General features: G+C 45.7%; 28 protein-coding genes. 27 read left to right on the forward strand and 1 reads right to left on the reverse strand.

All coding sequences use genetic code 11. The features are described 5' to 3' along the window. Window positions 1-14: 14 nt before the first annotated feature. The 24 genes from ACUYLD_RS16105 (at window position 15) to ACUYLD_RS16220 (ending at window position 21,803) form a co-directional block, all read left to right on the forward strand. Entirely contained in the window at window positions 15-440 is a 426-nt protein-coding gene (locus ACUYLD_RS16105) for a hypothetical protein (RefSeq protein WP_025685506.1), read from the forward strand. Window positions 441-570: 130 nt separating this feature from the next. Beyond that, complete coding sequence (locus tag ACUYLD_RS16110; RefSeq protein WP_254325066.1) at window positions 571-1,020, forward strand: J domain-containing protein; 450 nt, start codon at window positions 571-573, stop codon at window positions 1,018-1,020. 32 nt (window positions 1,021-1,052) lie between these two features. Continuing rightward, window positions 1,053-1,601, forward strand: coding sequence for an FHA domain-containing protein (locus ACUYLD_RS16115; RefSeq protein WP_023989858.1), 549 nt, complete (start codon window positions 1,053-1,055; stop codon window positions 1,599-1,601). A 65-nt stretch (window positions 1,602-1,666) separates the two neighbouring features. Then, window positions 1,667-2,194: an FHA domain-containing protein gene (locus ACUYLD_RS16120; RefSeq protein WP_028542470.1), complete on the forward strand. Its 528-nt coding sequence runs from the start codon at window positions 1,667-1,669 to the stop codon at window positions 2,192-2,194. 35 nt (window positions 2,195-2,229) lie between these two features. Beyond that, window positions 2,230-3,060 carry a PP2C family protein-serine/threonine phosphatase gene (locus ACUYLD_RS16125; RefSeq protein ID WP_446675491.1) on the forward strand — a complete coding sequence of 277 codons (831 nt, stop codon included), beginning with the start codon at window positions 2,230-2,232 and terminating at the stop codon, window positions 3,058-3,060. Between the two features lie 22 nt (window positions 3,061-3,082). Further along, window positions 3,083-4,960, forward strand: coding sequence for a serine/threonine protein phosphatase (locus ACUYLD_RS16130; RefSeq protein ID WP_446675492.1), 1,878 nt, complete (start codon window positions 3,083-3,085; stop codon window positions 4,958-4,960). Between the two features lie 47 nt (window positions 4,961-5,007). Then, window positions 5,008-6,327 carry a normocyte-binding protein gene (locus tag ACUYLD_RS16135; protein ID WP_103049361.1) on the forward strand — a complete coding sequence of 440 codons (1,320 nt, stop codon included), beginning with the start codon at window positions 5,008-5,010 and terminating at the stop codon, window positions 6,325-6,327. Beyond that, on the forward strand, window positions 6,324-7,013 hold the full coding sequence (locus ACUYLD_RS16140) for a hypothetical protein (protein ID WP_028542472.1): 690 nt from the start codon (window positions 6,324-6,326) through the stop codon (window positions 7,011-7,013). The genes ACUYLD_RS16135 and ACUYLD_RS16140 overlap by 4 nt, the downstream gene beginning before the upstream one ends. A 31-nt stretch (window positions 7,014-7,044) precedes the next feature. Beyond that, window positions 7,045-9,696 (forward strand): molecular chaperone, encoded by a 2,652-nt coding sequence (locus ACUYLD_RS16145; protein ID WP_446675493.1) that lies wholly within the window; start codon window positions 7,045-7,047, stop codon window positions 9,694-9,696. Window positions 9,697-9,758: 62 nt separating this feature from the next. Continuing rightward, window positions 9,759-10,271, forward strand: coding sequence for an RDD family protein (locus ACUYLD_RS16150; RefSeq protein ID WP_446675564.1), 513 nt, complete (start codon window positions 9,759-9,761; stop codon window positions 10,269-10,271). A gap of 68 nt (window positions 10,272-10,339) precedes the next feature. Continuing rightward, a complete protein-coding gene (locus tag ACUYLD_RS16155; RefSeq protein WP_446675494.1) occupies window positions 10,340-10,918 on the forward strand; it encodes an RDD family protein in 579 nt (192 codons plus the stop codon). Between the two features lie 33 nt (window positions 10,919-10,951). After that, complete coding sequence (locus ACUYLD_RS16160) at window positions 10,952-11,728, forward strand: DNA and RNA helicase (RefSeq protein WP_446675495.1); 777 nt, start codon at window positions 10,952-10,954, stop codon at window positions 11,726-11,728. Window positions 11,729-11,753: 25 nt separating this feature from the next. Beyond that, window positions 11,754-12,353: a hypothetical protein gene (locus ACUYLD_RS16165; RefSeq protein WP_446675496.1), complete on the forward strand. Its 600-nt coding sequence runs from the start codon at window positions 11,754-11,756 to the stop codon at window positions 12,351-12,353. After that, window positions 12,350-13,762, forward strand: a complete 1,413-nt coding sequence (locus ACUYLD_RS16170; protein WP_446675497.1) for a phage tail protein — start codon at window positions 12,350-12,352, stop codon at window positions 13,760-13,762. The genes ACUYLD_RS16165 and ACUYLD_RS16170 overlap by 4 nt, the downstream gene beginning before the upstream one ends. Next, a complete protein-coding gene (locus ACUYLD_RS16175) occupies window positions 13,759-14,406 on the forward strand; it encodes a hypothetical protein (RefSeq protein ID WP_446675498.1) in 648 nt (215 codons plus the stop codon). Before ACUYLD_RS16170 ends, ACUYLD_RS16175 begins: the two co-directional genes overlap by 4 nt. Next, a complete protein-coding gene (locus ACUYLD_RS16180) occupies window positions 14,388-14,912 on the forward strand; it encodes a hypothetical protein (RefSeq protein ID WP_446675499.1) in 525 nt (174 codons plus the stop codon). Before ACUYLD_RS16175 ends, ACUYLD_RS16180 begins: the two co-directional genes overlap by 19 nt. Window positions 14,913-14,927: 15 nt before the next feature. Next, window positions 14,928-15,320: a DUF4280 domain-containing protein gene (locus tag ACUYLD_RS16185; RefSeq protein ID WP_023989844.1), complete on the forward strand. Its 393-nt coding sequence runs from the start codon at window positions 14,928-14,930 to the stop codon at window positions 15,318-15,320. A gap of 21 nt (window positions 15,321-15,341) precedes the next feature. After that, entirely contained in the window at window positions 15,342-18,248 is a 2,907-nt protein-coding gene (locus ACUYLD_RS16190) for a hypothetical protein (RefSeq protein ID WP_446675500.1), read from the forward strand. 16 nt (window positions 18,249-18,264) lie between these two features. Then, window positions 18,265-19,239, forward strand: coding sequence for a hypothetical protein (locus ACUYLD_RS16195; RefSeq protein WP_023989843.1), 975 nt, complete (start codon window positions 18,265-18,267; stop codon window positions 19,237-19,239). A gap of 21 nt (window positions 19,240-19,260) precedes the next feature. Continuing rightward, complete coding sequence (locus tag ACUYLD_RS16200; protein ID WP_023989842.1) at window positions 19,261-19,716, forward strand: DUF6630 family protein; 456 nt, start codon at window positions 19,261-19,263, stop codon at window positions 19,714-19,716. A gap of 124 nt (window positions 19,717-19,840) precedes the next feature. Continuing rightward, window positions 19,841-19,966: a hypothetical protein gene (locus ACUYLD_RS16205; protein ID WP_302055728.1), complete on the forward strand. Its 126-nt coding sequence runs from the start codon at window positions 19,841-19,843 to the stop codon at window positions 19,964-19,966. A 564-nt stretch (window positions 19,967-20,530) separates the two neighbouring features. Then, a complete protein-coding gene (locus ACUYLD_RS16210; protein ID WP_446675501.1) occupies window positions 20,531-20,740 on the forward strand; it encodes an SUKH-3 domain-containing protein in 210 nt (69 codons plus the stop codon). After that, window positions 20,721-20,978: an SUKH-3 domain-containing protein gene (locus ACUYLD_RS16215; RefSeq protein WP_446675502.1), complete on the forward strand. Its 258-nt coding sequence runs from the start codon at window positions 20,721-20,723 to the stop codon at window positions 20,976-20,978. The genes ACUYLD_RS16210 and ACUYLD_RS16215 overlap by 20 nt, the downstream gene beginning before the upstream one ends. Window positions 20,979-21,317: 339 nt before the next feature. Further along, window positions 21,318-21,803, forward strand: a complete 486-nt coding sequence (locus ACUYLD_RS16220) for a hypothetical protein (protein ID WP_446675503.1) — start codon at window positions 21,318-21,320, stop codon at window positions 21,801-21,803. Between the two features lie 245 nt (window positions 21,804-22,048). On the opposite strand, the gene ACUYLD_RS16225 is transcribed toward ACUYLD_RS16220, so the two are convergent. After that, window positions 22,049-23,080 carry a PocR ligand-binding domain-containing protein gene (locus ACUYLD_RS16225; RefSeq protein ID WP_235308917.1) on the reverse strand — a complete coding sequence of 344 codons (1,032 nt, stop codon included), beginning with the start codon at window positions 23,078-23,080 and terminating at the stop codon, window positions 22,049-22,051. Between the two features lie 189 nt (window positions 23,081-23,269). Here ACUYLD_RS16225 and ACUYLD_RS16230 point away from each other — a divergent pair, with 189 nt between their 5' ends. The 3 genes from ACUYLD_RS16230 (at window position 23,270) to ACUYLD_RS16240 (ending at window position 26,643) form a co-directional block, all read left to right on the forward strand. Then, window positions 23,270-24,403 (forward strand): glycerol dehydrogenase, encoded by a 1,134-nt coding sequence (locus ACUYLD_RS16230; protein WP_061828720.1) that lies wholly within the window; start codon window positions 23,270-23,272, stop codon window positions 24,401-24,403. 1 nt (window position 24,404) lies between these two features. Continuing rightward, window positions 24,405-26,165: a dihydroxyacetone kinase subunit DhaK gene (gene dhaK, locus ACUYLD_RS16235; protein ID WP_446675504.1), complete on the forward strand. Its 1,761-nt coding sequence runs from the start codon at window positions 24,405-24,407 to the stop codon at window positions 26,163-26,165. A 226-nt stretch (window positions 26,166-26,391) separates the two neighbouring features. Then, on the forward strand, window positions 26,392-26,643 hold the full coding sequence (locus ACUYLD_RS16240; RefSeq protein WP_025723818.1) for a hypothetical protein: 252 nt from the start codon (window positions 26,392-26,394) through the stop codon (window positions 26,641-26,643). Window positions 26,644-26,802 lie beyond the last annotated feature (159 nt).

A 26,802-nucleotide genomic window follows, 5' to 3' on the forward strand; every position in this document is an offset into this window, starting at 1 on the left:
AGGAGGCAACACACATGGGATTCAGATTGAAAGTAGAAGGACAAGAAACAATCGAGCTGGGCTTGGATAACATCCAAACGGTTATTTATGACACCGATACACCGGACGATTCCAATGCACGCTCCACAGACGTAGGCTCCACGCTGCGTATCAGCGGTAAAATCATCACAGCCGTAGACGGTGACAGCGCGGATGACACGCTGAAACTGGCTTTGTGGTCTCTGGTTCCTGCTGAAAAAGCAGACAGCTACCGTAAAGTAACACTGGAAGTTATCGCAGCTGATCAAGTTGTGCGTAAAATCCACTTCCCGAATGCTTTCGTTGTAGACTACACCGAGCACTTCGGCGACACAGAAGGTGTAGGTGCATTTACACTCTACATCAAACAAAAGAAAGACAAAACCGAGCTGGCTACAATCGACGGCGGATATCCGGTTTAAGCTTAACGTCTTCACGTTAAGTGCAGCTTAAAAACACACTCACCCGGCACACAAGTGCAGGGTGGATAAATATTAAGAGGCCTACGGGTCTCTTAATATTTATTTTTTTCGGAGAGGGGAACATCACACAATGACCAACTACTATGAGCTGCTCGGTGTCAGCCGGGATGCTTCGGAGGCAGAGATTAAGCAGGCTTACCGTAAACTGGCCAAAAAGTATCATCCTGATACCAACCAGGGAAGCGAGGAAGCAACGCGCAAGTTCAAGCTGATTCACGAGGCTTACAATACCTTGCGTGACGAAGCATTGCGGCAGGCATACGATGCCGAGCTCATCCGAAAAACTGAGGGGGCTGGCGGGGAACAGCAAGAGAGAGGGAGAGGGGCTGCATCCTCCAGCGGTGCGCGTACGGCAGCCAAAGGATTCAATCCGGCTGATATAGGAACTGACTTTGAGCAATTTTTTGGTTTTCATCCGAAAACGAAGGAGGGCTCACCAGGAAAAAAAACGAAAAAACCCGGTGATCCGACGGATACCTCCGCGATGTTCAACCAATTTTTCGGCATTCGTAAAAAGTGATGACTTCAGGATAGAAATGGGGGAAGCAAGCAGTGAAAACGGCGCAGAACAGATGGGTTTTCATCATAGATGTTGCCATGTTCGGGCTGATGCTGGCGATCGCCTTTTATGTGTTTAATCGTACAGGCTACAGCGGTCTGAAAACCGTGGTCGCGATAGGTATTGGAATCGGCGTGCTTGTATACATACTGCGTAATCTGGTGTCCGTTGTACCTGTGGCCAAGCCAAAGGCACAACGTCAGCGGATTGCCAAGCTGGTGTTGATTGATGAAGAGGGCGAGTCCATTAAAGAATGGTATATCGAAGGCGAAACGTCGCTCTTAATTGGTAAAACAACGTCGCGTTCGGAGGCGGATATTGATTTGGTAGGTACAGATTATGCCTCCCTGGTAAGTGTGGAGCATGCGGTACTCAACCGGGTGAACAGCGACTGGTTTGTGGAGGATGTGGATTCCGGTAATGGTACAGGCTTGCGGTCTGCCAACGAAAGTGTAACCAAGAAGTTGGAAAGCGGTGAGCCATACCGGATTTACTCAGGTGATTTATTATATATTGCCAATACGAGACTGCTCGTTAAATAGATGAGGGCTACAAAATCCTCAGATCGCTAAAAAGACAATCATGACAATGGGGGAAGGAACCGACTATGAGTTTGACAAGATGCCCGAACGGACACATGTTCAGTACACGAAAGCACGGAAATACGTGTCCATATTGCAACACGGTAGTAAATATAGCTGCACCCAAGAGCGCGGAGCCAGCAGCGAAAACAAACGTCGCAGGAGATAACGACAAAACAATGCCGTATTTGGGCGAGACGGTGGGCATTCATCCGGTAACCGGATGGCTGGTATGCATCGAAGGAGCACAGGTGGGTCAGGATTATCGCATTATGGCGGAGAAAAACTTTATCGGGCGCGCAGAGGAAATGCATGTCCGCATTATCGGGGACAACACGATTTCCCGTAGAAATCATGCGGTCATTGTGTATGATCCGAAGAAACGTAACTTTTACTTGCTGCCAGGCGATTCATCAGGTTTGGCGTACCACAATAACGAGGCGGTATATTCACCAGCAGAGCTGGCTGCCTATGACGTGATTCAGCTGGGACACAGCAAATTTATCTTTATCCCGTTGTGTGGCGCCCATTTTGAGTGGGATAACGAAAACTAGGACGGAATTGGGCAATGGTGCAGGGAGGTAACGATATGCAGCCTTATTTTGTTGTAAGTGGAGCTGCGGTACTATTCGCTGTTCTGCTCATGATCCGTATACGACTGACGCGAAGTTCCGGCAGCCGTACCGTGAGTGGAATTGAGATCGGAAATGGTCAAACGATCGGGAGCCGGAGCGAGCAGGATGATTATTTCTCCAGTATGACGACACCTGTCGGTACGCTGGCTGTTGTCGCAGACGGTATTAGTGGGCTGGCCAATGGGCGTATGTCCAGTACCTTGGCTGTGACGACTTTTACGAAGGCGTTTGCCAAGCTGGAAGATGCAACGAATTTGAATGGATATTTTGCAGAGGCGGCAACTCAAAGCAATCGCGGCATTTTGCAAAATTTGAACGGACAGGGCGGAGGAACGACGCTGGCTGCGGTCATTGTGTGCGGCTATCAGCTGTATTACGGAGCGGTGGGCGACAGCCTGATTACGATTTACCGCAATGGTCATTTCCAAACAGTCAATTCCAAGCATACAGCAGAAACACTGCTGGAGGAACGAGTGCTTGCTGGACAAATGACCTCGGAGGAAGCCAAAACGAGTCCAGTGCGTAATCAACTGGTCAACTACTTGGGCTATGAGGGCTTTGAAAGCATGGAACTGGGTAATGCACCGATTCGTCTGTATTCAGGCGATCATGTGCTGCTGTGCAGCGATGGCATTCAGGAGGCGCTGACGGAGATTGAATTGGAAGAGATTATGCGCAAGGGTGGAACACCGCAGGAAACAGCGGATGCCATGATCGACGCCATTAATGATAAAGGCTTTAAAAGTCAGGATAATGCGACAGTACTTATTTTGGCGATAGGATGAAACAAGAAAGACGGGGGTAGCGATGCGCAAGGACAACAGCGATTTTAGTACCGCCTTTGTGTCGGAAGCGGGCTCTTACATAGACAACCGGGACTATTTTGCATTCATGGAGACGGACGACATGGCCTGTTATGTCCTCGCAGACGGTCTGGATTCGGATCAGGAGCTGCGCAGCGCAGAAATGGTTGTCAAAACGGTGCTGGAAAACTTCATGGAGAAGCCTTCCATGTCCAAACGGCGCTTGATGAGAGATCTGCGTGAAGCGCAGGAATGGCTGCAATTTGAAAGCCGTCGCGTTCGGCTCAAAGCCAGTCTGCTGATGGTAGTGACCAACTATAACAAAATGGTGTATGTTTCGTGCGGTAATGTGCGGCTATATCATTTTCGCAATGGAAGGCTTAATTTTCGCAGTAAGGATCATAGTCTGGCTCAGTCATTGGCAGATGATGGACGCATTCCAGACGAAGCGACCAGCACACATGAGGAACGAGGTAATCTGCTGGAATACTTGGGAAATCCGAATGGAGTTCATGCCCATTACGCCAAAAAGACCCAGCTTGCAGATGGAGATGTAATCCTGCTTGCCACCTCAGGGATGTGGGAGGACGTCGAGCTGGCGGAAATGCTGGGGGCGCTGGAGGAAGCGAAGGACCCGGTCATGCTGACGGACACCTTGGAAGAGGTTCTGCTAAGCAAACAGCACCGGACGGTGAATAATTACACGGCTGCGGCCATTTATGTAAATAAAGTTTTTCAGGAAAAGCATAAAAACCGCCGCAAGTTGATCAAACGGATTTTGCTTGCGTTGCTTGTTTTTATTGTTGTGGGCGGGGGAGCATGGATTACGCTGGCTCGTATGGCTGCGAATAAGGCAGCTGCACTGGAAACGATGATCGAATCAGCCCAAGCCGCAGACGATTATGCAAGGACAGGAGATTATGCGAAGGCGCTCAAGTCCTACAGCGAAGCGAAAAACGCGGCGGTTAAAATTAACGATAAGATTCATAAGCGACTGTATACAGCCGAGCAGAAACTATCTCAATTGCTGGTGGACGGAGACGGCTATGTGGAAAAGGCGGACTTTACCAAAGCTGAAGCCAGCTACGAGAAAGCACGAAAAAGCGCCGGGCTATATCCACCATTTAATGTGAAGGATATTGAGCATAAAATCGATCAATTGGACAGCTATGCCGAGACAGCGAGCTGGATGAAGGACGGAGATTTAAAATTTCAGGGCGGCGATTACACGAATGCGCTTAAGCTATACAAGAAAGCAAACAAGGCTGCGATGGAATCCGGTTATACGTCCGCACAAAAAGAACTGGAGAAGAAAATTACCGAGGCCAACGATAAATTGACAGCTATTCAGCAGCAGCTCAAGGAGATTCAAGCTGGAAAACTTCAGGCCAAAGGGGATCGGATGATGAAGGATCTCGATTATGAAGGAGCCATTGATGCCTATAGCGGGGCACAGGAAATTTATCAGGAGATCGATAAGCTCGAAAGTGTTCTGGCATTGGAGCGGAGTATTGCCAAGGCGGAGGAAAAGCAGAGCGCGGAACAGCAGAAAAATGGTCAGCTTCCTGCTGGATTGGGATTGTCTGACGGAGCGTTGAACGACACGGACGCAGGGGACACAGCGGGTGGAACTTCATCTTCCGCTACTGCAACCCCTGCTGCAGAATCGCAAACGAAGGCTGCGCCAACGGCTTCAGCGGGAACTACACCCGCGAAGAAGGAAGCCACTTCGGCTGCAAAGAGTATGGGTACAGGCGATGGAACTCCCCCTTCGGCCAAGGTGGATACCAACAAAGAGCAAGGAACTGCTGATTCCGCTTCTAAAGCAGCAGGGGCGTCTGATTCAGAGAATCAAGATCGGGCTGCTGCGAACGGAGGTTAAGTTTTTCATGTTCAATGAATGCTGGAGCCGGAAAGGAGTGAGACGTCGTGAAAGAGCTGGTACAGGACCGTTTGAGCAAGATGGACGATTTAGAGCAGAGACGTTTACTGAAAAATATGATGGCGGGGGTATTTATGAACCTCGTCGAATATCAGGAAGAAATGACCCGCCAGCTAGAACGGCGGGTATTTGAGGAAATTGAGAATACGGAAGAAAAGATTGATGTGTACGTGTCATTGACATCGCGTGAGGACTATGACCCAATTCATGAATTTTTATATCCTGTGTTACCGTCTGATACGGAGGAAAAGCAGATGGACATCAGCCGTGTGGCAGAGGTGGTACGCGAAGGCGGTGCGATGCCGTTGTTTACGCTTTTTCTTGAGATGGAGACCGAACGTATCTCAGCGCTGGTGCGCAGCAAACGAATTTTCTCAGGAATGTTGGTCACGGAAACCGGCAATTATCCGATTCGTTTTCGTCTGGAGCATAACCGTTCTTATATTTTGGAGATTGAGCAGTTATATCACACGTTTATGCAAAATGGCATGCCGTGGAAAACAATTAATCATCCGTACGCTTATAAGTTTGTGGACTGTGTATTGATTGGTGGAGACGGCGAGCCGGCCGCCCATGAAGAAATTCATGAAATTACAATTTCATTGGAGGAATTCGACGTTTTTAAGAAGGGCGACGTTTTTCCGCTTTGGAACATTGAAAGGCTATCTCTAAAGAACAGCGGTTTTCCTATACCCGCTATGGATCGTGTGAACTATGAGCATGTGCTGCCTTTGCGAAAAACAGGTCCTGAGCATGGTTATTTGATTGACGGGACTGAAGGCGATATCCGGTATATCAAGCGTACAGAAGAGGAACTGACGATTGTCACACCACGTGACAAGTCTGGCGAATGGAATGTGTTGAAGGTTACGAAGCCTGTTACAACGAGACTTAGTCGTCAGACTTATCCGTTATTGTCTAATCGGCGACAGGACAGCTTTTTGGGCCGCTATGCAGGAAAACAGGCCGTGATTGTCCGTGCCAAAGCGGAAATCATGCGCATCGTAAACTCATTTGAAGCAGCGCAGGGGCTGGAGCTGGAACGTGTGGACATCTGGGGAGGTGCAGGGAGAAATGATGTAAGCAACCTTGTAACCAAAACCCAGACGTATCCGTTAAATCCGTTTGTCAGCGATAACGTACGGACAGAGGAAGGCAAGCAGATCATGCGTTTGGGGTTCAGACGTGGTTCTGACGATGTTTTGCCCACCGCGCCTGCTTATATTTTATCCGATTTAATGAGCTTTCTGGTATCAGAAGTGCAGATGTATTTTCCAGAGTACAAGTGTGAAGGAGAATGGGTGTGAATTACGTCTGGGATTTGCTCATGCGAGCGAGAGAACAGGGGCTGGATGTAGATAAATTCCGCTTCGTACCCGCTGTCAGCTACTCTCCGTATATGGAGCTTAGTCTGGCAGAGTTGAATACTTCCCATTTGGAGCAGGTAGTGGAAATCAATCCGTACTACCGCTTTTATTCTATTTTTCGGGATCTGTTTCCACCGGATGCTGAAGAGTATCTGGAGCTGAGAGAATCGCTATTTGATATTATGATGCATTTTCTGGCGGAAATGGACTTGTATCAAGGGATGAATCGGCGGGAGTACCATATCCGGTTTGTTCGGCGTGATATTGCAGAGGGCATTTTTGGCCCGAAGGTAAAGGAAGGTTTTGGACAATTAAACCGTGAGGATCAGGACGCGATTGCTGAAGGATTGCTGCGCCTGTATGAGACGGGAGAAGCCGTACATCTGCTAAAAGAAACGATGCGACGCGTCTTTCATCGCTCAATCATTTACACCAATTGTGAGGAAAAAGACGAATTACTCATCTATATCGGCCAAGAGGAGACGCCATTGTCACGGATTAAAGTGGATTTGATTCTGGATTTGTTTCTTCCGGCACGTTTTACGACGGAATTGTATTGGACAAGTCATTTCGGCATTTTAGAGGAAGATCCTACGATGAAAATAGACGCTATCGCCCTCTATTAAGGCTAAATGGCTAAGAAAGGACATGTGAACGATGAACGGACCCTATACATACAGGTTGCTAGACCCGCTCACCGATCGAAAAAGCATACGCTTCACGGCGAAATACACGCGGGCGGAATTGGAGCAAATGACGACCTTTCAGTTACGCGGAATATGCGATAAGGAACGACTGGTCGAGGGCTTTGCCAATCGCCTGGCACGTGAAGAATTGATTCGCGTGATTTTGCGATTTCGGAGTGCGGAAGAGCATTTACTCATCACAAGGCCGAATCCTGGTGGTTTTGAACGCATGGAATCGGCACTACAGCGAAACTGGAACGACCGTCGGCAGGAGAGCAGCGGTATCCGGGTTCCCGCTAAAATCACACTGTATCAGGGTGTACGCACAGGTCGCATGGACAACTACCGGATCGAATCCGATTTGCCTTGGCTGAGCTCATCTAATGTGCTGCTGGTGAATGCGACAGGAGAACTGTGCGGTGTTTTGAATTTGGTGAAGGATGAGGGACGAGCAGGCGTATATTATCTTTCTCGTCATCGCAACGCTGAACTGCGAGAGACGTCCAATCATAGTTATAGCCTGCTATTTCTGCGAAGACAGGAATCAGAATATTTTTATAACCTCTACTATGGAGATAAGCCAATGCTGCCGCTGAAGCTTCAAGGTCACCGGGTTCCGGTGGCAGAGCTGATCATTCGGGGCACTGAAACTACAGATGCAGTACTTGCGATTGATTTTGGCACCTCGAACACCACAGCAGGTGCTTATTTGGATAGCTCCTACGTTACGGCTCCTGATACAGGTATGAGCAGCACGGTAAGGCTGAACGCCATCAATTATGTGTCATTCCCCGGCCCAGAAGGGGCAGAAGGCGACTGGATCGAAGTATTGCCGACTGCTATTCGCGTCGCAGACTGCTCCAATCCAGAACATATCCTTTATGTATTTGGGGAGGATGCACTACGTGGATCTGACGTGGCAGGCAGCCGTGCGACAGTATTGCGGGGGATCAAGCGGTGGGTCAACGATTATAAGCGAATCGAGGAATTAATGGATTCCGAGGGGAATACAGCAACCGCTTCCCGCAGTGATATTTTAGCTGCTTTTATCCGTTATGTGATTGCTACAGCCGAGCAGCAATTTAAGTGTCGGTTTCGCAACCTGCACTTTTCTGCTCCCGTAAAGCTGCAGCCCCAGTTTATAGAGATGTTTAGTGATATTTTACCTGATTACCAGATTGAAGCGGAGGATGCGCTGGACGAAGGGCTGGCTGTGCTGTACAACACGCTGGCAGACCAGATGGAACGAGGGACTTTTGCGGACGGTGAGGAGTATCAGGCACTTGTCATTGATTGTGGTGGAGGCACGACAGATTTGTCTTCCTGCCGATTCCGAATTGAGGACGGACGTATTGCTTACAAGCTGGATATTCACACAACGTATGAAAATGGGGATACCAATTTTGGCGGAAACAATCTGACGTATCGGATTATGCAGTTTATGAAAATTGTATTTGCAGGTTATTATGCTGCCGAGACGCGCTTGCCTGACACCGATATTGATGCCCTGATCGGCATTCCTTCGGGAGATTTGTACCGTCATGTGGATGAGTTTGGTGTAGATGCTGTATATGCGGGACTGGAGGAACGCTACCGAGAGGCAGAGGCCATCTTGCCTACCGCGTTCAAACAGTATGAGCATGCTACACGGGATGAATATCAGCGAGTACTGAGTAATTTTCATCTATTGTGGAGCGCGGCAGAAAATATGAAAAAGGAATTTTTTCTACGCACGGGGATCTTGCGCAGCCGCTTCGAATCCGAGCAGGTATTATCTGCTGAAAGCGACCTGAACATTGCAGTGATGGACCGTTGGCTGGTATCAGTCATCGAGAACGGACGGTTTCGTGATGAATATGGTTTGCCTGATGTAGTGTTTAACATTCGGGAAATACAGCAGCTTCTTAAGGCAGACATCTACAATATTGTGCGCAAGTTTTTGGATGAATTTTATCTGGAGGGGCGCTTGCAGGATTATTCGATTATCAAGCTAACCGGGCAGTCCTGCCGGATTGACGTATTTCGCGAAGCACTCAAGGAATTTGTACCAGGGCGCAGTATTGAGTTCCGTCAAAAGGCAGAGGACCTCAGCCGGGTACCTGAGTTGAAAATGGCCTGTCTGCGCGGGGCTATCCGTTACCTGAACGCTAAAAAAATGGGCACGATTGAGCCTGTCATTACCAATCATATTCCGGCTATTCCGTACACGGTCAGCGCATGGACACATACGGGTCGCGAGAAGGAGCTGATTGCGAGTTTGGAAAGCAACCGGGTACGCGGTTCTATTTCCCGGCCGTCTCATGCGGCTGAGGTGGAGTTCTTCCTGACGGCCGACGGCGGCAAGCTGCGTCAGCGTCATGTGTACCGTAGTCGGCCAGAAGCTTTTGAACCCATGCCTTATGAGGAAATTGCCGTGCTGTACGGGCGGGATATCCCGCAGGATGATACGGACTCTATCCGTAATGGGGAAACGAAATATTTTGTTTTTGTCGGAGATAGCCGCTGGGGTTTTTATGTAGTGCCGATTACCCGCCGAGATGAATTGCTGCATCTGGGACCCAAACGCTTTTTTGCTTTCGAAAATGATCTCTCCGAGCTGGATTTCTTTGACGGCACGAAATAGTAAATTAAGGATTTCACAAAATGCTGAAATCAGAAAAGTACACAACACTTGGAGGGGATAGCGTGCTGTATGCAGGTTTTTGGAAACGAACTTTGGCTTATATCATCGATAGCCTTATTCTATGGTTTGTATTTTTAATAATTGGATTGATCTGGCTTGTGATTCGGACCTTAGGGGATTGGGTACCATCTCCGGCAGAAAGCTCTTTGCTCTCAGATGGATCGACTTATATTTTTACAATGAAAACAATAGGACAGACCTTGCTGAATTGGGGAGCTATATGGCTATATTATGCGCTTATGGAATCGTCCAAATGCAAAGCAACGGTGGGCAAGCTGGCTCTCGGCATCGTTGTGGTAGATGAGTTTAACCATAAGCTCAGCTTTGGACGTGCAAGTGCACGCTACTGGAGTAAGCTTCTATCAGTCATCATTTTGTTCGTCGGTTTTATTATGGCAGGCTTTACGGCTAGAAAACAGGCTCTTCACGATCTGATCGCCCGTACCTATGTTGTGGACAAACGCGAGCTGGACTATATCCTTCGTGAGCAGGCTGATCGCGGAACCGGGATGTGACATTTAGGTTGGCACACAGATTCAAAGATTCTGATGAACAGCAGGCTTTAAACAGGAGGAGCAGCAGGATGTACGCTGGTTTTTGGAAAAGATTTTTAGCCCATTTGCTAGATTATACTATTTTATTTGTGACTATTCGTTTGATTGATACGTTGCCGTTTGTGACGATAGGGTTTGTCTCTGCGTTCGTAAAAATGCCGAATTTTTCGGAGTTTGTTTCACACTTAGACGATGTGTCGGTGAGAATTTTGGGAGCTATTATTATTTTTGGCCCTCTTTTATTGGATTGGCTTTACCACACCATCATGGAATCATCAAAATGCAGAGGAACGGTCGGCAAGCTGGCTGCGGGGATTGTCGTTGTGGATGAAAATAATGAAAAAATATCTTTCGGACGGGCCAACGCCCGCTACTGGGGTAAGATCATTAGCTTGGTCACTATATTTGTCGGTTACATCATGGTGGTCTTCACAGCGAAGAAGCAGGCGCTGCATGACAAAATCGCTTGTTCCTATGTGGTAAACAAAAAATGGCTCAATTACTCGGAGTATATAAAGCTTAACTCACAGATTCCAGAGGTGACTGTTCCGGCTCCTGCGCCCGGCGTAAATCGGTTGTCCGTTCCCTTGAATAAAGAAGAGCAGTAATGACGTCGCAGAGCGAAGAGAGGAGGAAACCACATGTTAACGCATATCGTTCCGAAGTTTGAGAAGGGCCGTATTCTAAAAACCGAGATGCTGGAGAACCTGCGAGACTACCCGCGCAGTTTTCTGGATATCCGGTATCAGGATTTTTCGGATGGCATTATCACCGGAATGAACGTAACTGTCGGGGAGAACACGCTGACCATTGGTAGAGGCATCGTGAAGCACAAGGATAGACTATACCTGCTGGAGCAGGAGCAGGAAGTGCCGTATGCGGCTACAGGCCGACTATCGGTGTTGAAGTTGCTCTTTTTGGAACAAACAGATCGCCCGGATTTCACAGCCCATCATGCAGATATCGTGCTGGAGGATGAGGCAGAGATCGGTCTGGATAAGATGGAGCTGGGCCGATTCAAGCTCAAAGATGGAGCCGTGCTTCGCTCGGATTATCAGGATTTTGCCGACATGGCAACCGAATTCAATACATGGAGTGATATTCATGCTCCTTTTGCGGGTTTGAAGCAGAGTACATTGCGCCCAGAGACGATGCGCTACTTCGCATCTGAGCTGCTTAAAAGTGGTGCCACAGATCCGATGGATTGTATGTTTGCGCTCATATGCCTGAACTCAGAAGCCGTAGACAGAGCTTCCATTCAGCATTACATTGCAAACCGAAATGGTGCGGAATACAGAGATTATTCTCATGCTCAGTTGCATAGACAGCTAGTTCTTATTCTAGAAGGCGCCGGACGTGGAAAACGAACAGCAGGCCGTTGGCAGGGCGGCGGCGGCGGACGGATGATTGTGGATTAGAAAATCAGGTAGAGGAGTGTGCATTATGAAATATGAGGATGAAAAGATTTTGGATCAGCTCCGCGAGATGGAGAAGCTGAAGAGGCCTAACAATATTTTAGCAGGACCCATAATCATTGACGGTCAAACCTATGTGTTTGAAGAGCGATCTTTCTTTAAAGATCGGCTGAAAATGCATGTCCCCTCTATCTTTAGTCCAATGCCCAAGCATTTGCAAAAGATTAAATATCCTCATGAGCAACGTCCAGAAATGATTTTGACGAATGATTTGGGCAGTGTGGATGTTACCCTGAATCGGGTGGACCAGACGCTACAAGATGAATGGGTGGAACAACTCACTTCTGGCATGAAGTCAATGATGAAAAATATGAATCCTGCCCATGTATTTTATGAAGAAAAAATAGTAGAGGTACATGGTAAGCAGATTGGCTATTTTGACTTTAAAAGTCCTGCACTGGACCAGCCCATCTACCACAATATGTTCTACTTTGAGCTGGAAGGAAAGACGGTCATGGGAACATTTTGTTGTCCGTATAAGCAGTATGCTGAATGGCGGGATGTCGCCCTGCAGATGATTCGTACCATTCAAACGGTTGACGAGGCAGAAGAGGAGGGATATGAATGAGTAACCCCATTTACACTACAGCAGATGTTCAGGTGGCCCCTTATCAGTTTCAGCGTGTATTAAGTATCCATCTTATTAAACAGTTAAACGAACATGTGAGCTTCTGCATACGTGGAATTGTTTCGGAGGACAAGCTGGATCAATACGTAGAAAAAGCAGATGAAGATGAGCACATCGAAGTCTTCTTAAAAAGTGAAGGCAAGGAGATCCGGTTTTTTCAGGGAATCGTCACGAATATTGCTGTAAAAGCTGTAAACGGAGTACGCGAGCTTACGATTGAAGCTAGCAGTGAAACCTTAATGATGGACATTCGCCCCAAACGTCGTTCATTCCAAAAAACAGGAGATTCATATAACAAACTATTTTCGCATGTTACAAGTTCGTATACTGATGCAGAAGTGATTGATGAGGCTTCTCATGGCGCAGCTATCGGTGAATTATTAGTGCAATACAATGAAACGGACTGGGCTTTTGTCAAAAGAATTGCTTCTCGGCTACATGCTGCTTTAATTCCAATTACGATGCAACAAGGACTGAAATATGTGATTGGTGTCCCCCATTCTAGTGCCCCTCAACCGCTGAACGAACATAACTATTCCATAAAAAAAGACTTGAAGGAGCACAAGCTCATGTCCCGTAACGGACTGCCGGAATATGGCGAGTCTAACAGCTTGAGCTATGAAGTGACCAGCAACAAAGTGCTAGAGCTCGGTAGCTCCGTTATTTTTCATAAAAGAACGCTTTACATAGCTAGGGCGGAGACGACCACAGAAGGAAATCTGATCGTGAATCGTTACATTTTACGGGATGCACATGGGTTAAAATGCCCAACCGTCTATGCCTATGATCTGTCAGGAGCCTCTCTGTTTGGCAAGGTGATTGATATTTCCAAAGAAAAAGTGAAAATCAATCTGGAAATTGATCAAGGCTCGACTGCATCCGGGGCTATGTGGTTTCCCTATTCTACGGTTTATTCTTCTCCTGATGGCAGCGGCTGGTATGTTATGCCGGAAGCAGGGGATCAAATTCGTCTGTACTTTCCGGATGAACGGGAGCAGAATGCTTTTGCCGCCAGTTCTGTCGATCTTACCTCCTCTGATCCCGTTAAAAGAAGTGATCCTGCGGTCAAAAGTATCAGCACCAAGTACGGCAAACAAGTCGTTTTCAAGCCTGGTGCAGTAGAAATTATCAACAGTGGGCAAATGCTCATGCGCCTCACGGATGAAGGCGGGATCGAAATTAACAGTAACAAAAAAATAACCCTGTCTGCTCAGGAAGATATCCAAATTACAGGGGGAGCAAAAATTATTATGGAGGGGAAAGAAGGCGTGAGTTTTATTCAATCCGGAGCCAAACTGGACATCATGGACGATGTGAGATTAACCGGGGGTAAGGTGAACATTGAATGAAGCTCATGGATCGGGATGCTGCGTTGCAGGATTTGCTGGAAAAGCACGTATTTACGGAATGGATACATGATTTGGCTCTTATTGAAAACAACTTTCTGACGCGCCAGCAAGCCATTGAAGACGAGCTTATAGCAGTTTTAGAGTCGCTATGCCAGCTCGCTACCCTTCAGCACGAGCAAGGTCGTAAGGGGGATATTCGATATATTTATATCTCCTTGCTTAGAACTCGTGTTATGAAAAATAAAGCGGTTTATCGTATAGATGCCTATGATGAAAATTGGTTTCTGGATGAGACTGAATGCGCTGTGGAATGGTCGGCAGACTTTGTTTTCGAGCCTCTGTTCAATCGCATGACTAAGCTGGAACAGCTTAAATCAGATTATGCCCGTAAGATCACGACGATGGATATTGAACAAATTCAACAAATTGAGGCGGTCAAATACCATCTGCTCACTGTTGAGTTCTTGAAAAACCAGATGCCAGTTTTTATCGCTTCCCCTTCGTTAGAAAGGATGCCAAAAGCAAATGCATGCACGATATTTGCTGGAGAATATCGAGATGATAGCGAAATATTGTGCCGTTTTAGGCATAGTGAGAGAGCCGAGACACGAGAGGGGGAATCTTCATGGATTATTTCCTCTTAAAGCAGGATGTGCGGTATACCAATGTTCCTAGGCTACAAAAGGTGATGGAAACGATTGATCCGTGGAAGCTGTATGATTTGCAGCCGGAGGATATTGTCAAGCCATTGATGTTTCACGTGAAGGCAGATGCAGAAAGTATTTTTATTGATTATCTAGAAGGTCCCATTCCTCTTATTTCAGATGCTTTAAAGCGTCTTGTCCAGGCCTATGTGCCGGAGATGCCTATGAAATTAACGATACTTACTCAGATCGAACAGAGGATACAGAAGAATTACTATATTCCTTTTGTGGAGCGGCTTACAGCAGTACATCCAGAAAGCGAATGGAATTTGGATCAAAGTGTGCTTCGAAAGCTGGTATTACATGCAGATGCTATTCGGGGCCACAAGATATTTACAATCCAGGAGAGTGCTATCCCGATGATCATCGTCCGTTTAGACGTGGCGGAAAGTATATTGCGGCGTGATTACACAGGGATCGCTTTGGAGCAAGTCGAGGTGAAATAGGGAGGGAAAGGGCACATGTCAGATAATGAGTATTATGTCGTACGGGGGGCCTGTATGCGTTGCACTTGCGGGACCCATCCTCGAAAGATCAATTTGCCGAACAGCCACGGGGCTTTTGTTAATGGTAAACCCATGATGAATGAAGGAGATTATTCTCCTGAAAATGTCCCTCATTTTGGAATTTGTAACAGTCCGGAACAGCCGAGTGCCGAGACTATATATCTGATCGCCGAAGATGGCTCCACAATCTCAGGAAAGCCATGCCTGCCGATGCTGACGGATAAGTGGAAAAACACAAAAGAACAGACAAAGGTGGAAGGCCAGCCAGCCTTGACGACCTCTTCATTTCAGACTTGTTTATATCATGGATTTATCGAATTTCATACGAATGGCCAGCAGGAGGAGTAGCTGGAAGGGAGGTTTGAAAACATGATAGGATATGATCAGATTCGAATAGATTCCCCCTACCCCATACAGGTCTTAAAGGATGTTCAGATCGAGTGGAAGCCAGGTGAGCATGGGCGTATTACACTCACAGGCATTTGTAAGGAGTCGAGTCATGCCACGGCTGCGCTAGATGCGACCTCAGAGGATCAGCTACATGTGTATGCGCAGAATGGACAAGAGGAAATCAGCTTATTTAAGGGTGTCGTCCATACGGTGGAAGTTGAGAACCATAATGGAGTATATACACTTACACTGGAAGGAATCAGTGGCTCATTTGAGCTGGATATTGTCAAAAGAAAGCGGTCTTTTCCTGAGGAAAAACAAACATATAAACAGTTAGTGAGTAAGCTTGCTCAAGGCTATGAGCGAAGTGATGTCTTGTTCCAGACCGGAGAGCAGTCGGTAGGCGAAGCCATTTTACAATATGATGAAACCGACTGGGAGCTTATGAAACGGATGGCGAGCCGTTTACATACAGTGGTGGTCAGCGACATATGGGAGTCCGCAGCGCCGAAGCTGTATTTCGGCATGCCAGCTGGCACCCAGCGAACGATTCGGAAGGATACGCTTTATACGGCAAGTAAAGATTTAAAGGGCTATCAGCGGGCAGGCGGAACGTCAGCCGGGCTACATGATACCGACTTTTTCAAATACGAGATCGAAAGCGGAGAACGGTATGCTCTTGGAGACGAGGTGCAATTTCGCCAGAAAACGATGATTGTAACTGAATTGCGAAGCCGCATGGAAAAGGGGCATTTGCTATTCAGTTATGTGTTGGCCCGCGCGGAGGGCATTCGCAGCGATTTCATTCCCAATCCCAAAACAATCGGAATTTCTCTGGAAGGAGAGGTTCTGGCGGTACGGGGAGAGGAAGTGAAGCTGCGGCTGGCGATTGATAAGGATGATGGAGTATCCGAGCCGCATTGGTACCCGTTCGCTCCCCCAACGGGAAGTGCGATGTACAGTATGCCGAAGGTGGGAACACAGGCAAGCCTGTATTTTCCAGATGCATCTGGTTCCAGAGCAATGATTTTGGGTGCGGTTCGTACAAATGGAGACGGTTGCGCGAAAACGAGTAATCCCAATGATCGATATTTTGGTACGGAGCATGGAAGTGAGCTGAAAATGGCACCGGGTCGCATCCATATCATGGGTGATCCGGGTGGGACATTGCAGATGAGTCTGGACGATGCTACTGGGATTGAAATAACTAGTCCCAAGAAGTTATCGTTAGAAGCAGAGCAGGAAATCATTCTGAATACGCCGAAAAAAATCATTATTGACGGAACCAGTCAGGTCATGGCGTATCAGACGGGAGGAAGCACGGGGCTTTCGGTAGAAAACGAATACCACGTGTTGGGAGTAAACGTCTGGGCGGACGGTAGCGACCGAACTGCATACCCGCCGTTTGATGATGAACCGAAGGAAGGCGAGCCACCTCCACCGCCGCCACCCCCTGAACCGTTTGACTGGGGCAAGCTGGGGATGAATATTTTGGGCGGTTTGGCGGTTGTGGCAGCTGTAGCCGTGGTGGCGGCCATTACGGTAGCGACGCTTGGAGCGGGTACGGTGGTCATTGCGGCGGTAGCCGGAGGAGCACTGCTTGCAGGCGGCTTGGGCGTAGCGAGTTTGGCGGCATCGGATATCGCCCGAGGGGAAGTGAGCGACTTTAGTGACTATGCCCTGACCGGCTTAAAAGAAGCGGGGATCGGGGCAGTGTCTGGAGCGATCTTTGGTCCACTCGGTGTAGGAGGAACGTTGCTAAGAAAAGCAGCGATCGGCGGTGTAACAAATGCCGCGGAAAATTTGGCGAGTCAGGTGCTGAGTGGTGAAAAAATCAACTGGGGCTCAGTAGCAAAAGACGCAGGACTGGGCTTTGTCACCGTGGGCGTACTGGATTCCAAAGTAGGCAAGGCCATCGGCGGATTCGCGGAAAAGGTAAGCAGCAAAGTTACACCGCAATGGATTAGCAAAGGTGTGGATGCAGTCGGGGCAGGCTTTGGTAAAGCTGTAACCAAACTGGAGCAGACCGGCAGTAAACTGGGTCAGAAGTTCAATGAGCAACTAAGTAAAATGGCAGACGGCCTCAACCCCGGTAAGTTGGCCACAGCCAACGGAGCGCCAGTTCCGCACGTTAATAAGATGGACAGCGGACCACTTCCACAGACAGATGTGCAGAAGAATTACAACAAGGTCATGAAGGAAATGGAAGAGAACTCGGCGAAAAAGGTTGAGGGGACGGGTAAAGGTGATCCAGGTGGTAGTAAGGCTGACAATATCAAAAAAGAAATTAAAACTTTAGATGAACAAATAGCGAAATTGAAAAAAGAAAGAAATGAGGATGACCTCAAAAGATTAACACGTAAAAGAAACAAATTGGCAAACAAACTAGATACTAAAGATGAAATTAGTGATAATTTTGACTTGAAAGACGCAAAAGAACATGAAAGAAAAATCGATAACTCTAAATATTTTAGTCATGATAAAGGTGATTTTGGAGAAGAAGTAGCGAAAAAAGTAGCAAAAGATAACAATTTAGGTGAAGACATTTCAGATTTTTTCCAAATAGGTAGGAACGGTGTAGATGCGACATTTTTATCAAAGGGTCCTCCACCAAAATTAACAATGATTGAATCAAAAGCATCAGATTCCGCCAGTTTTAGTTATTCTAATAAACAAAAATTGGGAGGGGAAGCTTATTTTCAAGATATGCTAAAAAGTAGCAATTCAATATATGCGGCTTTTCAGACTAAATTGAAAAAACTAAAAAAGGAGTATCCTGGATTGCAATTTGATTTTATTAGGGTAGAAACAGATTTAAAGATAACCAAAACTGGATTTGGTGTAGACGAATTAAAGATAAAAGATTGGAACAAAGCAATAGACTAACCTTAAGGAGGACATAATGCTAAATCCAAAAAAACTAGAAATGGCGTATAGAAGATACAGTAAAAACTTTGTTGACGGGATCAAATTTGAAGAAATTAAAAATGAATATGAAGAGTGCCAAAGTGAAATAATTAATATCGTCGATTTGAATGCCGTAGAGAAGGATCATATTTTATTAATAGATTTAGACTCAGTTTTCTCATATTACCTCTCAAAATGGAAGTACGATGTTTTAATTAATGGTGGAAATAGAGTAGAAGAATTGAAAAAGATGCAAATGGTCGTTTTTTACCAGTGTATGGGGCAAGATCTTTATAAAATCCGTTACCCTGGGATGATGCCAGAATACTCGTTTCGGGAAGTCATAACAGCCTTAATTCATTTCACGATGTTTGGGTGGGAGAAAGAAGAAAACATATTATTTGACTTTATAGAGAACAACCTTGGAAGTAATATACTAGAAGCTAATGAATGGAACAAACATACGTGGTTTTTATTGGAGTTATACTTACAATATAGAAATAAAACTATTGCGGGAACGAGTCAATACTTGCATATAGCTGTGAAAGAAAAATTCAAGGAAGCTGGGCTTCGATACGATTTAATACCGGAAGACCTGGATGTTTATAAGGGAGTGTTGGAGCAATGGAAAACTCGTGATTCGGAAGTAATTAACCGCCTGATTGGTGAAATGTCACTTTACCACTCGATGTTAGCCTCAGAAATAGGCGAGTCCATGGAATTTGGCGACTTTAGATATGGATTCTATCCATATGAAATATTGTTCTTGCTTTATGTAAGGAATAAATTGAGTCTACCTGTTTTCAATCATTTTGACGATGTATTGATGAACACGCCAGAAGCGAAAATGGAAATTGGAGATCATGAATCTTATCCGGAATGGGACACGCTGTTGCGCCTCATAGATAACTTTTATCGTAAAAATTATCCCGAATATATTCCGAATAAACATGGGGAATTGTTTCAATAATTATAAGCGGAGGAAATCAACATGTCTGATGAGGAAATCGTACAGCTCATATTTGAAGATCGCCAAGACATGGAAGTCATTCTAAGTGATTTGGAGGAGTTAAGTATCTACGAAAGTGTATTAAAATATGGTCTATCTACGAAGAAATTTCTCTATCTTGATTATCGAGGTGAGCAATCTATGGAGATTGTTAACTATATTTTGGATTATGAATTTGCTCATAACCTTGAGTTGGCTTCCCAGGAGGAATTGGAGAAATTGGGGGAATTTGAATATGAGTATGTGCCTGACAAGATAAAAGAAGTCAATAATCTCATTTATCCAAAAAAGTATGGATTGTTTGCTTATCCAACTGGTGGCGACTATTATGCTTTATTTATTGCCAAACTGGAGCACAAATCTAAACTGCTGCGAGAAGATCTATTGGTTGATGAATGGACACCTCCCAAAGAAAGATGTATACAGTATTATTATTAACCCCACTTTCGTACTATAAATCTCTGATCTAACTTCTTGTAAACTTTCCAAAGCTTGTTCCAACTTGAATGATGAGGGGGAATGAGCTTTTTTGCATGCTCAAAATCAAAGGAGGGCAAGAGAAATGGCAAAGCAGGTTCAGGCAGGAGAAGAAAAATTGGGATTGATTTCACAGACACAAGCAGAGTATCAGGAGATAAGAGGCTACTGCCAGAAAGTACGAGGGTCGCGGCAACAGGCGGACAGTTAAGATGCGCTGATAGTAGTCAACATTATTTACGGCATGATGAAGGACAAAACAGTATTCCGCATGCCTGAACAAGCAGAAAAAAAGAAAACTAAACAGATGGAAATGCTAGTATTTTAGCAACCATCTTACTTTTCAATAGATTAGCTTTACAACATAGGGAACGGGTAGTGCTAAAGACAAAAGCTAATTGAGAATTAGAGATCTTGCTAGGGAGCAGTTAGAGAAGCATGTTCAGTTCCTCAAAGACGAGAGTAACAATTCAATCCAAGTGTAATGGAATCCTGACTTAATTAAGAAAGTACAAGAAACAAGAGGAAAGCCAAAAACGACCCCAAAAATCCGTACAAGGATGATGAAAGTTTCAAATCATGGCATGTTGAAAATTGTGCTGAGATTCAGGCGGTCATCGACTTTTATAGTCAACATTAAAAATAGAAAATATACTAGTAAGTATCTTTAAAGGTAAAGAGAAGTACTACCAGCCATGTAAAACTGTGAAAAGACATTTTTTGATTTTATTGATGACTTTCATGAATAGTATTTTTGAAAAATAGGAGAATGATTATGGATAACTTATCATATGATGCGAGAGAAATACTAATACAAGCAGGATGGAAACCAATTAATGAGGTTGACTTAACCGCAACAGTAAAGTTTTTAGAAGCAATGGGGTATCAAGTATTCGATTCAGTGATTGATGCACTAAGCGTATTTGGTGAAGTCGAATATAAATTTAAGCATCCCGATGGAAAGTTTGGAAACCTTTATTTTTAGTCCTGAAGAAGCTGTAGGGGATTATTATGAAAAAGAAAACTTCGAGGAATATGAGGCGCGAGTAAAAGAGCCGCTTGTTGTAGTTGGAGAAGCATATCGCGGAAATTTAATAATGTTTATTTCGAAATCCAGGAAGGTATACGGAAAAAATGGATATTCATTATTCAAGTTCGGAGATAACATCTTCGAAGCACTAGATACTCTATGTTTATTTAGAAAACCAGAAGAGGTAGAATAATAAAGTTCAGCTATCGGCTGAAAGGAACCTAGGCAAGATGACGGCGGACATGAATTGCAACTTTTAATAAGGTTAGTACAACAACTATAGTAATGAAGGTAGACAAAGAAAGTTACTTTAATCGCAGTTCAACTACGTGTAGCAGGGATTATTGTGTGAGAAAACCATTTGGTGACGACCGGTCAACCGATACAGGTAAAAGGATAAGTTTTAGGTTAGCATCCTTACCCTCTAATACAATCCGAAATTAACTTTACCTTTGTTTCTAAGTCGTGAGCCTGTTTGGGACAGAGGCGGGGGCGCAACAATAGATTTGTGGGAAAGGTGGTTTGATAAGTTATGAAGTACGGAATACACAGTAATTTAGTTGAAGAGGTTATTCAATTCTCAAATTCTATGATGGATTTTCCAAAAATAGAAAGACCTCAAAATATTGTTACAATTAATCAATATGAAGAGGCGAAAAGACTAGCCATTACTGAAGTTTTCGGTGAAGATGAATATACTTGGTCTGATATAAGACAACTTGAAATGGGAAAAGTTAAGGGAAAGTTGTATAAATTAGATTCCCAAAAACCTAATGGTTTGGATGAATTAACTGAATTAATAGCAGATGGTCTTAGAAGTCAAATAACGGACTCTTATAGTGATTTTTTTGAAAGTGTTGTAGTAGATTTGAGAAACTGCGCAATAAATCGTGCAATAAATGGTGAGATTGAAAATTTTTACGAACAAATTTTTAGAATCTATAAGGCTGGTGGTTTTCCATGTGGGTGGGATGGTGATTACCCAGACGAAGGAAGACTTAATGCTTATTTTTCTTAAAAACAGTAATGTTTTTCTTTACTTTGCACAATGAAACGAACGCCCAGGATCAGTCAGAAACACTACAGTAAAGATAAAAAACACTCCAATATAAAATTGCTGATAAAAAGGGGATGGTAATTGAACGCAAATCATAATCTCAGGCAGCCTGAGAAGCACGAGCTGGATACGTAACTTGAGCACAACAATATGAACAGATGATCATGGTGACGTTAGACTCGTGAATCATCTGTTTTTCGTTTTTTTTATCCTTTGTAATACTTTCGGTACACCGCGGGCGTTGTGCCTTCATACTTTTTGAATATTTTAATGAAATACCCCGGCTCATTGAAGCCGAGCTCGCTACTGATCTGGGATACCGGAATATCTGTAGCTTCGAGCAACTGCTTCGCCCATTTAATCTTCAGGCGGGAAAGATAGCTGGAAAAGTTCTCTCCCGTTTCCTTCGCAAACAGCCGACTAAAATAGCTTGGGCTAATGTGGCATAAGTCAGCCAAGGCTTTCAGAGAAAAAGTTTCACCTTTGTGCTCAAAAATATATTCGAAGGCGGGTTTTAGTACGGGATTTCCACACGAAATATCCACATCTCCTGAGGAATTCAGATAGGCATCTGCTAAGAAATTATTCATTTCTTTCTTAAGGTTTTCGATATGCTCCAACGAGTAGCCAGGAAGGATCTCGGACAACTGTGGAGTGGACTGTGTGGCCGACGCCTTCTCGAACATTTCTGCGAGAAGATTTTTGTTCATCGCTTCTTCAACAATATAATTACACAATAAGGATAACATGCTGGAGATCGTCTGAATTTCCTGATAGGTCATGGACGGTAGATCGGCGTAGTCGTTCTTAAGTTCTTCCCATTTGGAACTGTACAGTTTTTCATTTTTTGAGGTGAGGATTTGCTCGAGATGTAAGGCGCTCGAAGGATCGGCTAAGCGGACCTGACCTGCCATGACGGCGCCGATGTACTTATCGTCGATAATGATCGGTACCGCGATGTCGATGATATCATAATGACAGAGATAAATATAAGGTTTGTTGGAACGCACCGCTTCAAGTCCACCGCGAGAATCACATTTTTGGCAGTAGGGAAGGAGATTCTCATCTTGGCGAACCTTCTTGCAGAACGATTGGCATTGGCTGTGGCTAGTTACGGGATTCCCTTTATAATCGACGGTGAGAATGGCTAATTTGGTAACGGATGCTAATGAATCTTGCAACTGCTCCCACTTTTTCAAATCAAAGATTTTCTGGATGCTCAAATGTTCACGTATCAAGATTCTCATCCCTTATAGGTAAATTATTCTGTAAGCAATAACAAAAAAGTACAATTCGTGATCTTCAGTGCAAAAAAATACGATTGTAAATTATAATATATTCCTCGATTCCTCCAATGTAAAGTTTACATGGTTCGGTTATAGTCTTAATCAGAACGAAGCCAACACAATCATAAGGAGGAATTATAGATGAGAAAAGCTTTTATCAGCCCAAGCAAATATGTACAAGGTGAAAACGAATTGTTGAATTTGGGTTACTATGTGAGCACCTTCGGCAAATCCGCTTTACTGATTGCGCATCCTGACGATGTGGCGCGGGTAAAAGATAAGCTTGATTCCACTTTGGGTAAATATAACGTAACCTTTATTGAAAGCGGTTTTATGGGTGAGTGTTCCAGACAGGAAGTGTCTAGACTTCAGGAAATTGCTACTGCGAATGGATGCGATTGTATCGTAGGTCTCGGCGGTGGAAAAGCGATCGACGCGGCGAAATGCGTGGCTCAAGGGGAAGCGCTAATCATCTGTCCGACGATTGCTGCGACGGATGCACCGACAAGCCACTCGGCCGTTCTTTACACCCCAGAAGGCGCTTTCGACGATTACGCCTATTTTAAGCAAAGTCCGAGTGTCGTATTAGTCGACACCACCGTTATCGCTAATGCACCAACCCGATTCCTTGTATCAGGCATGGGTGATGCACTGTCAACTTACTTTGAAGCCCGTGCGACTTCTCGTTCTTACTCCAGGGTCAATGCCGGACTGCCTAACGGAGTGCGCGAAGGACAGTGTGCGCCAGCAGTAGGTACGAATGCGGCGATTGCACTTGCAACGCTATGCTATGAAATGCTGTTGAAAGACGGTGCCAAAGCAAAAGCGGCATGTGATGAAAACCAAGTTACGCAAGCACTCGAAAATATCATTGAAACTAATATTTTACTCTCAGGCCTCGGCTTCGAAAGCGGCGGACTTGCGGCGGCCCATGCAATTCATGATGGACTCACGATTTTGGAAGGCACGCATCATTATTATCATGGAGAGAAAGTTGCATTCGGCACGATCGCACAGCTGGTGCTCGAAAACGCACCCACGGAAGAATTACATCAGGTCCTTGATTTCTGTTTAGCCGTCGGTTTACCGGTCTGCTTGGCTGATATCGGCGTCGATCATATCAGCCAGGAAGAACTCATGGAAGTAGCTGCAAAGGCTTGCATTCTGGAGGAATCGATTCATTCCATGCCGTTTCCGGTCACAGTGGAGCAGGTTGCAGCGGCAATCGCTGCGGCCGACCGTATCGGGAGCCAGTACAAAGCGGAGGTAAAGTAGCATGAAAAAGGTCATCAACCGTGCGGAAAATTTGGTCCTTGAGATGTGCAGTGGTATTGCGCTTGCGCATCCCGAATTGGAATTTCTGCCAAAATACAAAGTGCTCAAGAAAAAGGAATTGAACGCGGAGAAAGTAACGCTCATCAGCGGCGGTGGCAGCGGGCATGAGCCCGCCCACGCCGGCTTCGTTGGCAAAGGGATGCTCGATGCCGCGGTCTGCGGTGATGTCTTCGCCTCTCCTTCACAAATTCAAGTATATCAGGCCATCCGAGCAACAACTGGGAAAAAAGGTGCGCTGCTGATTATTAAAAATTACAGCGGCGATATTATGAACTTTAGAAACGCCGCCCATTTGGCCACTGAAGACGGTCTGGAAGTGGACTATGTAAAGGTTGAGGACGACATCGCTGTAGAAGACAGCCTATATACAGTCGGACGGCGCGGGGTGGCGGGAACGGTACTCGTCCATAAGATCGCGGGTGCAGCGGCGGAAGAGGGCCGGAGTCTGGCGGAAGTTAAAGCAGTGGCCGAGAAAGCTGCTGCGAATGTACGCAGTATCGGATTCGCCCTGACTTCGTGTACCGTGCCGGCGAAGGGCACGCCAACATTAGAGCTCGGGCATGATGAAATCGAGTACGGCGTCGGCATTCACGGCGAGCCTGGGACCAGCCGCGAGAAGCTGACGGATGCGGATACGCTGGCAGGCAGAATGGTAACCGATCTCCTTCGAGACATGCAGATCGAAACTGGCTTCAGCGGAGAAATCGCCCTGTTGATCAATGGTTTCGGCGGTACGCCTCTGCAAGAACTGTACCTTTTCAACCATTCGGTCACTCGCGAACTAGCAGCGAAGGGGATCACGATCGATCGCACTTTTGTCAACAATTATATGACGAGTATCGATATGGCAGGTATCTCGGTTTCCATCATGAAGCTGGACAACGAACTGAAAACGCTCCTTTCCCATGAAAGCAACGCACCTGCGTTCAAGGTGGCTGGGCCTGTTGATCATGTCGAATTCACGGATATTTCAACTGTAGCAGACGAAAATCGGCAAGTATCCTTTGAGGTAGAAACGGACCCTACCTTCGTGGTTATTGAGAACAACAAAGTTACGTTGAACAATCTTATCTACTTAGTCGATAAGATGAGCGAGGTTATCATCAAGAATGAGGTATCTTTCTGCGATCTTGACTCTCATGCAGGTGACGGCGACTTTGGCATGAGCGTTGCTAAGGGATTTCGTCAGCTGAAACGGGAATGGAGAGACATCCTGAATCAAGATTCTTTGACGATGGGAGCCTTTCTTCATTCATGCTCGCTCGTCATCATGGAGTACTGCGGTGGCGCTTCGGGTCCGATCTGGGGCTCAGCATTTCGCGCAGCGGCACGATCTGCGGACGAACGAAGCGAACTCACCGTTTCCGAATTTGCAGATATGATGCAGGCTGCGGTGCAAGGCATACAATCGACAGGCGAACGTTCTTTCGGCAGAGGAGCCGTCGTGGGCGATAAAACGCTTATAGATGCATTAGTGCCATGTGCGGATAGCTGGGCGGAGAGCGCGAAATTAGATTTTGACGTGAAGACAGCCTTTGTAAGAGGTGCTCAAGCCGCTGTATCAGGGGCCAAAAAGACGGAAGACATCGTGGCGCGCATGGGCCGTGCCGGAACGGTAGGAGAGAGAAGCCTTGGTTATCCAGACGCGGGGGCTTATGCGCTTGGAGTGATTTTTACGGAGCTTGCTGAATGTTTGAACTAATTCTATAAATCCAAAATTACTGGCGCGAATACTTCGTTTAGATATCCATTCCTGCCTGTAACACTCGCTAATTCTTAAAAGTTCAAGGTTTGTTCATTGCAATTGATGTGCATTAGGTTTATAATTTCAGACGGATTCAAAGGGCTTATCCCGGAATCCATGGGAGTTCATCCCATCTGAGCTAGCTTACTGCATGCTCAAATATGAATTAAGCGAGGGATTTACAATGAAAACCTGCTGCACCATCCAAGTTGACGAAGACAGTTTAGTTATTGATTTGCCAGAAGAAGGAACCACGCTAGAGTCCCTGCTCGGTGATATTGAGAGCTGTGGAGGTAGTGAAGAACCTTGGCTGCAACTTATTGACAAGGTAATAGGTAACTCATCTGAGACTGTACTGACAGATCAAGCGACGGATGGCGGCGATATGAAGGAAGATCAGACGACCAAAGAACCTCAAGCAACTGCTCAGGGGTAATAGGGAGATCCTACGTTAAGACGAAATTTGTAACATTAATCGATCACATATAAGATCATCTATAAGACTGCTATACCGAGCCAAGGCATCGGGAAGCAGTCTTTTTTTATCAAACAACTAAAAATTCTCCGAATTTTGCAATCGGTAAGTGAGTCTTTT

The organism is Paenibacillus sp. SER-28 (assembly GCF_052906305.1).

What these genes read in the sequence shown, in the direction of transcription:
- ACUYLD_RS16105 (WP_025685506.1), top strand. Translation starts at nt 15, where the DNA reads ATGGGATTCAGATTGAAAGTAGAAGGACAAGAAACAATCGAGCTGGGC.
- ACUYLD_RS16110 (WP_254325066.1), top strand. Translation starts at nt 571, where the DNA reads ATGACCAACTACTATGAGCTGCTCGGTGTCAGCCGGGATGCTTCGGAG.
- ACUYLD_RS16120 (WP_028542470.1), top strand. Translation starts at nt 1,667, where the DNA reads ATGAGTTTGACAAGATGCCCGAACGGACACATGTTCAGTACACGAAAG.
- ACUYLD_RS16125 (WP_446675491.1), top strand. Translation starts at nt 2,230, where the DNA reads ATGCAGCCTTATTTTGTTGTAAGTGGAGCTGCGGTACTATTCGCTGTT.
- ACUYLD_RS16130 (WP_446675492.1), top strand. Translation starts at nt 3,083, where the DNA reads ATGCGCAAGGACAACAGCGATTTTAGTACCGCCTTTGTGTCGGAAGCG.
- ACUYLD_RS16145 (WP_446675493.1), top strand. Translation starts at nt 7,045, where the DNA reads ATGAACGGACCCTATACATACAGGTTGCTAGACCCGCTCACCGATCGA.
- ACUYLD_RS16155 (WP_446675494.1), top strand. Translation starts at nt 10,340, where the DNA reads ATGTACGCTGGTTTTTGGAAAAGATTTTTAGCCCATTTGCTAGATTAT.
- ACUYLD_RS16160 (WP_446675495.1), top strand. Translation starts at nt 10,952, where the DNA reads ATGTTAACGCATATCGTTCCGAAGTTTGAGAAGGGCCGTATTCTAAAA.
- ACUYLD_RS16165 (WP_446675496.1), top strand. Translation starts at nt 11,754, where the DNA reads ATGAAATATGAGGATGAAAAGATTTTGGATCAGCTCCGCGAGATGGAG.
- ACUYLD_RS16170 (WP_446675497.1), top strand. Translation starts at nt 12,350, where the DNA reads ATGAGTAACCCCATTTACACTACAGCAGATGTTCAGGTGGCCCCTTAT.
- ACUYLD_RS16175 (WP_446675498.1), top strand. Translation starts at nt 13,759, where the DNA reads ATGAAGCTCATGGATCGGGATGCTGCGTTGCAGGATTTGCTGGAAAAG.
- ACUYLD_RS16180 (WP_446675499.1), top strand. Translation starts at nt 14,388, where the DNA reads ATGGATTATTTCCTCTTAAAGCAGGATGTGCGGTATACCAATGTTCCT.
- ACUYLD_RS16185 (WP_023989844.1), top strand. Translation starts at nt 14,928, where the DNA reads ATGTCAGATAATGAGTATTATGTCGTACGGGGGGCCTGTATGCGTTGC.
- ACUYLD_RS16190 (WP_446675500.1), top strand. Translation starts at nt 15,342, where the DNA reads ATGATAGGATATGATCAGATTCGAATAGATTCCCCCTACCCCATACAG.
- ACUYLD_RS16195 (WP_023989843.1), top strand. Translation starts at nt 18,265, where the DNA reads ATGCTAAATCCAAAAAAACTAGAAATGGCGTATAGAAGATACAGTAAA.
- ACUYLD_RS16200 (WP_023989842.1), top strand. Translation starts at nt 19,261, where the DNA reads ATGTCTGATGAGGAAATCGTACAGCTCATATTTGAAGATCGCCAAGAC.
- ACUYLD_RS16205 (WP_302055728.1), top strand. Translation starts at nt 19,841, where the DNA reads ATGGCAAAGCAGGTTCAGGCAGGAGAAGAAAAATTGGGATTGATTTCA.
- ACUYLD_RS16210 (WP_446675501.1), top strand. Translation starts at nt 20,531, where the DNA reads ATGGATAACTTATCATATGATGCGAGAGAAATACTAATACAAGCAGGA.
- ACUYLD_RS16220 (WP_446675503.1), top strand. Translation starts at nt 21,318, where the DNA reads ATGAAGTACGGAATACACAGTAATTTAGTTGAAGAGGTTATTCAATTC.
- ACUYLD_RS16230 (WP_061828720.1), top strand. Translation starts at nt 23,270, where the DNA reads ATGAGAAAAGCTTTTATCAGCCCAAGCAAATATGTACAAGGTGAAAAC.
- dhaK (WP_446675504.1), top strand. Translation starts at nt 24,405, where the DNA reads ATGAAAAAGGTCATCAACCGTGCGGAAAATTTGGTCCTTGAGATGTGC.
- ACUYLD_RS16240 (WP_025723818.1), top strand. Translation starts at nt 26,392, where the DNA reads ATGAAAACCTGCTGCACCATCCAAGTTGACGAAGACAGTTTAGTTATT.